The 6,502-nt window shown below is 63.7% G+C and carries 7 protein-coding genes; 2 read left to right on the top strand and 5 right to left on the bottom strand.

All coding sequences use genetic code 11. From position 1 onward, the window contains the following. Window positions 1-135: 135 nt before the first annotated feature. Window positions 136-843, bottom strand: a complete 708-nt coding sequence (locus M3O22_08160; protein ID MDP9196717.1) for a DTW domain-containing protein — start codon at window positions 841-843, stop codon at window positions 136-138. After that, a complete protein-coding gene (locus M3O22_08165) occupies window positions 840-1,661 on the bottom strand; it encodes a uracil-DNA glycosylase (GenBank protein ID MDP9196718.1) in 822 nt (273 codons plus the stop codon). The genes M3O22_08160 and M3O22_08165 overlap by 4 nt, the downstream gene beginning before the upstream one ends. An 85-nt stretch (window positions 1,662-1,746) precedes the next feature. Between M3O22_08165 and M3O22_08170 the strand changes: the two genes are divergently transcribed. Together M3O22_08170 and M3O22_08175 are read left to right on the top strand one after the other, a co-directional pair. Next, complete coding sequence (locus M3O22_08170; protein ID MDP9196719.1) at window positions 1,747-3,381, top strand: electron transfer flavoprotein-ubiquinone oxidoreductase; 1,635 nt, start codon at window positions 1,747-1,749, stop codon at window positions 3,379-3,381. A gap of 266 nt (window positions 3,382-3,647) precedes the next feature. Then, complete coding sequence (locus M3O22_08175; GenBank protein ID MDP9196720.1) at window positions 3,648-3,902, top strand: cold shock domain-containing protein; 255 nt, start codon at window positions 3,648-3,650, stop codon at window positions 3,900-3,902. A gap of 74 nt (window positions 3,903-3,976) precedes the next feature. Here the strand turns inward: M3O22_08175 and M3O22_08180 are convergent, their stop codons facing one another. From M3O22_08180 to M3O22_08190, 3 genes are all read right to left on the bottom strand, one after another. Next, window positions 3,977-4,771 carry a hypothetical protein gene (locus M3O22_08180; protein ID MDP9196721.1) on the bottom strand — a complete coding sequence of 265 codons (795 nt, stop codon included), beginning with the start codon at window positions 4,769-4,771 and terminating at the stop codon, window positions 3,977-3,979. Between the two features lie 14 nt (window positions 4,772-4,785). After that, the gene (locus M3O22_08185; protein ID MDP9196722.1) at window positions 4,786-5,715 is read right to left on the bottom strand and encodes a metal ABC transporter permease; all 930 of its coding nucleotides are present in this window, start codon (window positions 5,713-5,715) and stop codon (window positions 4,786-4,788) included. Next, window positions 5,712-6,502 (bottom strand): metal ABC transporter permease (locus tag M3O22_08190; GenBank protein MDP9196723.1); only part of this gene is annotated, 791 nt, incomplete at its 5' end. The genes M3O22_08185 and M3O22_08190, both read right to left, overlap by 4 nt.

Here is a 6,502-nt window from a genome sequence, read left to right on the forward strand (position 1 = left end):
GGACCTCCCGCAACCGAGGCCAGTGAAATCGCATGGGATATGTTCATGAAGGCATGGAGTTCGCCAAGCGATGAAGCGCGAATCTTGTTCGCTATTCGTCCAATTAAATAGCCCATTACCAAGACGCATAACAAGTCAGTCCCGTTTTTTCCGCCGGAAAGGGCGCCGTCTGCGGTTGGCAGCGGGTTTTTCAGCGGCAGTCGGGTTTTTCAGCCGGAAAGCCTCGATGAACGTTTTCAGGGGCTGTGTCAGCTGTTCATAAAGCTCTGGGCGGTTTTCCAGCCGGGACAGGGTGAAGGCCACGGCCTCCAGCGTCGACAGGCTGGCCTTGCGCGGTTCGCGGCGCAGCCCACCGTACAGCGAACCGTGGTTCGGGTTCAGGATCAGGCGTCGGGCCTTGAGCAGCCAGGGATTGCGCCACCACAGGGTCTTGGCCTGTGCCCATGTGCCGTCCAGCACAATGATTCCTTCCAGGCCCTTCAGGGTGTTTCCCTGGTCGGGCAGCGGCTGGCCGCTCTTGCTGTCCACCGCCGCCAGGGGCAGGGGAGTTCCGGCCCCGCCGCCGGCCACGGTTCCCAGATACAGGACGCCCCAGGCTTTCATGTCCACGGGCTGGCCCAGGATCTTCGCCAGCCCCGGCCAGGACAGGCCCGTTTTCAGGACCGAGCCGGGCAGCATGCGGTGAGCCATCAGCGCTGTTCCCAGAACCTCGTCCTGTTCCCGGGGATGCTGCAGGATGACGCAGGTAATGTCAGTAGTAACAGGCTCCAGCGTCGCGCAGACGCACAGGCCGGCCGGCTTGCGGCACTCCGGGCAGGATGGGGGAGTTTCAGCAGTATTCATGATAGCAGTCCCTGGTCAGAAAGGCGTTTTTTCAGCGCCAGAAGGTCTCTCCAGGCCATGCGCTTCTGCGCCGGGGTGCGCAGCAGATAGGCCGGGTGATATGTGGGCAACAGGGGGACGCTCTGGCCGTCGCCCAGGTCATAGTCCATCCAGCGGCCGCGTATTCTGGTAATGCCCTCGGCCCGGCCCAGAAGGCTTTTGGCCGCGGTGCCACCCAGAACCATCACCACGGCCGGCTTCACCAGTTCGATATGCCGCTGCAGGAAGGGCAGGCAGGCAGCAATCTCGGTCTCGGTGGGCTGGCGGTTGCCGGGCGGTCGCCAAGGCAGGACGTTTGTGATGTATACGTTGCTCTGGCGGCTGAGGCCCACGCAGGCCAGCATGCGGTCCAGAAGCTGGCCGCTGACGCCCACAAAGGGTTTTCCCTGCCGGTCCTCGTCCTCACCCGGGGCTTCCCCTACCAGCATGACGGGAGCACCAGGAATACCGTCCGCAAACACCAGATTCGTGGCGGTTTTTTTCAGGGCACAGCCGTCAAAGTCCGCCAGTGCCTGGCGCAGATCCTCCAGCGTTCCGGCCTGCCTCGCCCGGTCGCGGGCCGAGGCGGCCATGGGCGGCAGCTCTGCAGGCGGTGCGGCCACAGGCGCCGTCTTTCTTTTTGCCATGACCTCTCCCTCTGTCCGGGCAGGCTGGACGGACGGGGCTGCTGCAGCCAGGGCTGTCCAGTTGACCGGATCTGTTGCGATGGACTCATCCACGCCGATAGCGAGGTACCAGCGCAGCGCATCCCGGGGATTCAGGGGAACGGTTTCAGACATGGATGCCTTATACCAAGGTCCAAAGCATCTTTACAGGCCCCTGAACACCCCGCACTATAAACGCATAAAGAAAGAGGATAGTGCCATGCAGCGCGAGGTCATGACGTACGACGTGGTCATTGTGGGCGCCGGGCCGTCGGGCCTGTCCACGGCCATCCGCCTGAGGCAGCTGGCCCTGGAAAAAGGCCGGGATCTGCGGGTCTGCGTGATCGAGAAGGGAGCGGCCGTGGGAGCCCACCTGCTGGCTGGCGGGATTCTGGAGCCCCGGGCGCTGGATGAGCTTTTCCCGGACTGGAAAGACAGGGACGCGCCGCTGGATACCCCCGTGACCACTGACCGCATGCTGTTCCTGACCCGGCGGCGGGCCGTACGTCTGCCACTGCTGCCGCAGATGCGCAATCACGGGAATTACATCATCAGCCTGGGGCGGCTGGGGCAGTGGCTGGCGCAGCAGGCCGAGGCGCTGGGGGTGGAGATCTACCCCGGCTTTGCCGCGGCCGAGGTACTGTATGACGAGCGTGGCTATGTATGCGGCGTGGCCACGGGCGATAGGGGAATCGGCCGGGATGGCCAGAAAACGTCGCATTGGCAGCCAGGCGTGGAGCTTCGGGCCCGGCAGACTGTTTTTGCCGAGGGGTGCCGCGGGTCGCTGACCAAAACCCTGCTGAAGTGCTTCCGGCTGGACGAGGGATCAGATCCCCAGACGTATGGCATCGGCATCAAGGAGCTGTGGGAGATTGATCCGGCCCGGCACAAACCCGGCCTGGTGATCCACACGGTCGGCTGGCCGCTGGACCGCGGCACCTATGGCGGATCGTGGATGTATCATCTGGAAGGGAACAGGGTATCCGTGGGCTTTGTGGTCGGGCTGGACTACCGGAACCCGCACCTGTCGCCCTATGACGAATTCCAGCGGTTCAAGCTGCATCCGTCCATCCGGCCGGTTTTCGAGGGTGGGCGGCGGATCGGCTATGGATCCCGCGCGCTGGTTGAGGGGGGCCTCCAGTCCGTTCCCCGTCTCACATTCCCCGGCGGGCTGATTGTGGGCGATGCGGCCGGGTTCCTGAACGTGCCCAAAATCAAGGGCAACCACACGGCCATGAAGTCCGGCATGGTGGCGGCCGAGGCCCTGTTCGACCATCTGGCCGGAGAGGGGGCGGGGCCGGAGGTTACGGCCTATCCCGAGCGGCTGAAAAAATCCTGGGTGTGGGACGAGCTGTACCGCGTACGCAACATCCGGCCCGGGTTCCACAGGGGCCTGTGGCCCGGCATGGTTCACGCGGCGGTGGATGCGATGCTGTTGCGGGGCAGGGCGCCCTGGACCCTGCGCAACCATGCGGACCACCTGCAGCTGAAACGGGCGGACCAGTGCCCGAAAATCCTGTATCCGAAGCCCGACGGCGTTGTGACGTTCGATAAAATGTCCTCGGTGTTTCTGTCGGGTACAAACCACGAGGAAAACCAGCCCTGTCACCTGAAGCTGGCGGACCCAAAGGTAGCGATCGAGGTCAACCTGGCCCTGTACGATGCGCCGGAACAGCGGTACTGCCCCGCCGGCGTGTACGAGATTGTCTGCGACATTCCCGGCAATGCCCCGCGCCTGCAGATCAACGCCCAGAACTGCGTCCACTGCAAGACCTGCGACATCAAGGACCCGACGCAGAACATTACCTGGGTGGTACCAGAGGGTGGGGGTGGGCCGAACTATACGGATATGTGAAAACCCGCCCCCAAACCCTGACTGCCATGGCGTCCTGCCTTGTCTTTCCCCGCTTCCTGTGCTCACGTACTGTAACGTACGCTGCGCTCCGGTTCCCGAAAGACGGTGGCAATCCGCTGACGGCAGCGGGTTTCGGGAACGGGTTTTTGAGGTTTTCTATATCCCCTGTCCTATGCCCACTGAGTTACGGCCTCTGCGGAATTGCGTTCGCCGCTCCGGTTTCGATAGGCTTTCTTCCTGTGCAAGATGGTTCAAGGGAGATACAGATGCCTACAGGGACTGTGAAGTGGTTCAACCAGGGCAAGGGATATGGTTTCATCATTCCCGAGGCTACCCGTCCGGACAACAATTCCGACGTGTTCGTCCATGTGACGGCGCTGCAGGCCTCGGGGATCAGCCACCTGCCCGAAGGCAAACGCGTTTCCTATGAGCTGGACCGCCGGTTTAACGGACGCGAGGTAGCGGTGAATATCGCCCTGCTTGGTGACAGCGGTTTCAGCAGCCAGACCAGAAGCTTCTGACATTTCCTCCTGTCAGGTTTCCGGAACCTTCCCCCTTTTCTTCGTGAGAGGGGGTTTTCTTTTTCAGGCCTGTTTCAGCGACGCGCAGAGGGGCCGCGCGGGCGGTGCACGGGCCGGGGCTTCTGGTCCGGTTTCTGGCGCGGGGCTGCAGCCGGTTCCAGGCCCCAGTCCCGCATTTCCGGCAGAGCCAGCGGCATGGTGATGATCAGGCCCTCGCTGCCCAGCGGCAGGGGAAGCTCGGGGCACAGGACCTCCAGCGCCCGGCGGAAGGATCTGGCAATGGCGGCGAGAACACCGGGTTTGGCCTCGAACTGGGAGACGCCGTCCAGAATGCGCAGGACCATATCGGGGGAAAGATGGCGCAGGGAACCCACGCTGCGGTCCTGCAGAAGGGAGGGCAGGGCCTTGACCTCCTGCGTGTCCAGGGCCCAGGCCCTGGCAATATTGATCGCCTTTTCCGCCAGGTCTGCGGAAGAGGTTTTGCGGAAAGCGTCCCGTTCTTCCCGGGTCCAGGCCGCGGCATCCTCAAGGGCCGGTCCCGTCCACAGGCTGATCCCGTCCTGGTCCGCCCGGCTGACGGCATCCAGTGTCCGGATGTGGCCGATCAGATCCAGCAGGGATATCTGGGGCCCATATTCCCGGGCCAGATGCCACAGGGCCAGGATGTCTGTGACCAGACTTTTGTAATGCGCAGGGGAGCGTCCGCGGGGAATGCGCTGGTGCGGGCTTGCCGCCATGTGCTGTGCGGCTTCTGCAAGGCCGGCGGCAAAGCTGTCCCAGTGGGCGCGCGTCACGGAAGGCGGAAGGCGGACCAGCCGTCCGAAAAAGACCATTTCCAGCCCTGGCTCAAAGTCCGAAGATTTTGACATCGGGGCCAAGCCTATCAGATCTTTCGTGGGCGAAAAAGTACCCCATATCGCGGAGCCAGCAGAACGGTCAGGCCCAGCACCAGACCGGCTGTGACGGCGATCATGCCCGCGGCGTTAAGGGAGGCATTACCGCCCAGCCAGAACGGTCCCCAGGCGGCCAGGATATAGCCGACGGTTCCGCACGCCATGCCGATAACAGCGGACAGCCAGATCTGGGTCTTCAGCCGGTCGGTCAGAAGGCGGGCCGTGGCGGGCGGACAGATCAGCATGGCGATGACCAGGATTGAGCCCACAGCCTCGAACGAGGCGACGGCGGCGATGGCGGCAAGGCCTGTCAGTCCCAGATGGACCAGGCCGGTGCGAAAGCCCAGCATGGTGGACAGGACAGGGTCAAAAATCGCCACGGTGATTTCCTTGAAGAACAGGACTGTCACGCCAGCGATGGCGGCCGACACACAGGCCAGGGTTACCACCTCGCGGGGCAGGTCCAGCCACGTCCTGGCGGACAGCAGGTCTGACCACCGCCGCGGCGCCAGCCACAGGATATCCTCAAGCTGGCCATACAGGACGCAGTCCGCATCCAGGTCCACCGACCGCGCGGCGGCCTGCTCGATCAGCAGGATTCCGAAGGCAAACAGGATGGTGAAGGTCACACCCATGGCCGCGCCGGCCTCCATGCGGGCCCGGTGGCGCAGAAGCTCGATCATCAGGGCGGCGATCAGCGCTGCGGCCAGCGATCCGGCCATCATGGGCATGGTCGCCCGGGTACCGGCTATCAAAAACCCCAGAACGATTCCGGGCAGGATGGCGTGGGAGATGGCATCACCCATCAGGCTCTGCCGTCGCAGAACCAGAAAGGTGCCGGCCACGGAGCAGGCCAGACATGCCAGCACAGCGGCCATGATGGCGGGCAGGTCGATCTGGAGGAAATCCGCCGGGATCATGACGCTGTTCTTCTCCGGACGGTGTGGGCCAGAAAGCTGGCCAGGAACAGGACGCCGGCCACCAGAACGATAATGGCGCCGGTGGGAATATCCGGGAACAGGGATGACAGGGCTGTGCCGGTATAGCCGCTGAGGGCCCCGATCAGTCCCGCCAGAAAAACCATAACAGACAAGCGGTCTGTCCAGAACCTTGCAGCGCAGGCGGGAATGACCAGCAGCGCGACGCTGAGCAGCAGTCCCACGGCCTGCAGTCCCAGGACAACCACCAGCGCCACCAGGGCCATCAGCACCAGGTCGAGGAACTGGACCGGCCAGCCCTGCTCCCGCGCAAAGGCCGGGTCGAAGATGACCAGCCGGAATTCCTTGAACAGCAGCAGGACCACAGCCACAGCCAGGGCTGCGAACACGGTGATGATCTGCACGTCACGGGCCGACATGGCCGCTGTCTGGCCCAGGATAAAGGATTTCAGGCCTGCCTGGCCGCCTGCATCCAGAGACTGGATATGGCTGAGCATCACGATACCAATGCCGAAAAAGACACTGAGGACGATGCCTGTGGCGGTGTCCTCGGTCAGGCGGGTCCAGCGGGCCAGCGCCTGGAGAACAGCTACACCGAAAAGGCCGCTGATCAGGGCGCCGGCCAGCAGCAGGGGCAGGGAGCGGGGATTCCACCCGACAGCCAGGGCGATCAGGAACGCTGTAGTAATGCCCGGCAGGGTGGCGTGGCTGAGCGCATCGCTGGCCAGGGCACGGCGGCGCAGTACCAGGAATGTGCCAAGGATCCCGC

The sequence above is a fragment of the Pseudomonadota bacterium genome, from assembly GCA_030775045.1.
Lineage (GTDB): Bacteria > Pseudomonadota > Alphaproteobacteria > JALYJY01 > JALYJY01 > JALYJY01.

Bases quoted from the DNA above. Each gene is read 5' to 3' on its own strand.
- M3O22_08160 (MDP9196717.1), bottom strand. From the start codon at position 843: ATGAATACTGCTGAAACTCCCCCATCCTGCCCGGAGTGCCGCAAGCCG.
- M3O22_08165 (MDP9196718.1), bottom strand. From the start codon at position 1,661: ATGTCTGAAACCGTTCCCCTGAATCCCCGGGATGCGCTGCGCTGGTAC.
- M3O22_08170 (MDP9196719.1), top strand. From the start codon at position 1,747: ATGCAGCGCGAGGTCATGACGTACGACGTGGTCATTGTGGGCGCCGGG.
- M3O22_08175 (MDP9196720.1), top strand. From the start codon at position 3,648: ATGCCTACAGGGACTGTGAAGTGGTTCAACCAGGGCAAGGGATATGGT.
- M3O22_08180 (MDP9196721.1), bottom strand. From the start codon at position 4,771: ATGTCAAAATCTTCGGACTTTGAGCCAGGGCTGGAAATGGTCTTTTTC.
- M3O22_08185 (MDP9196722.1), bottom strand. From the start codon at position 5,715: ATGATCCCGGCGGATTTCCTCCAGATCGACCTGCCCGCCATCATGGCC.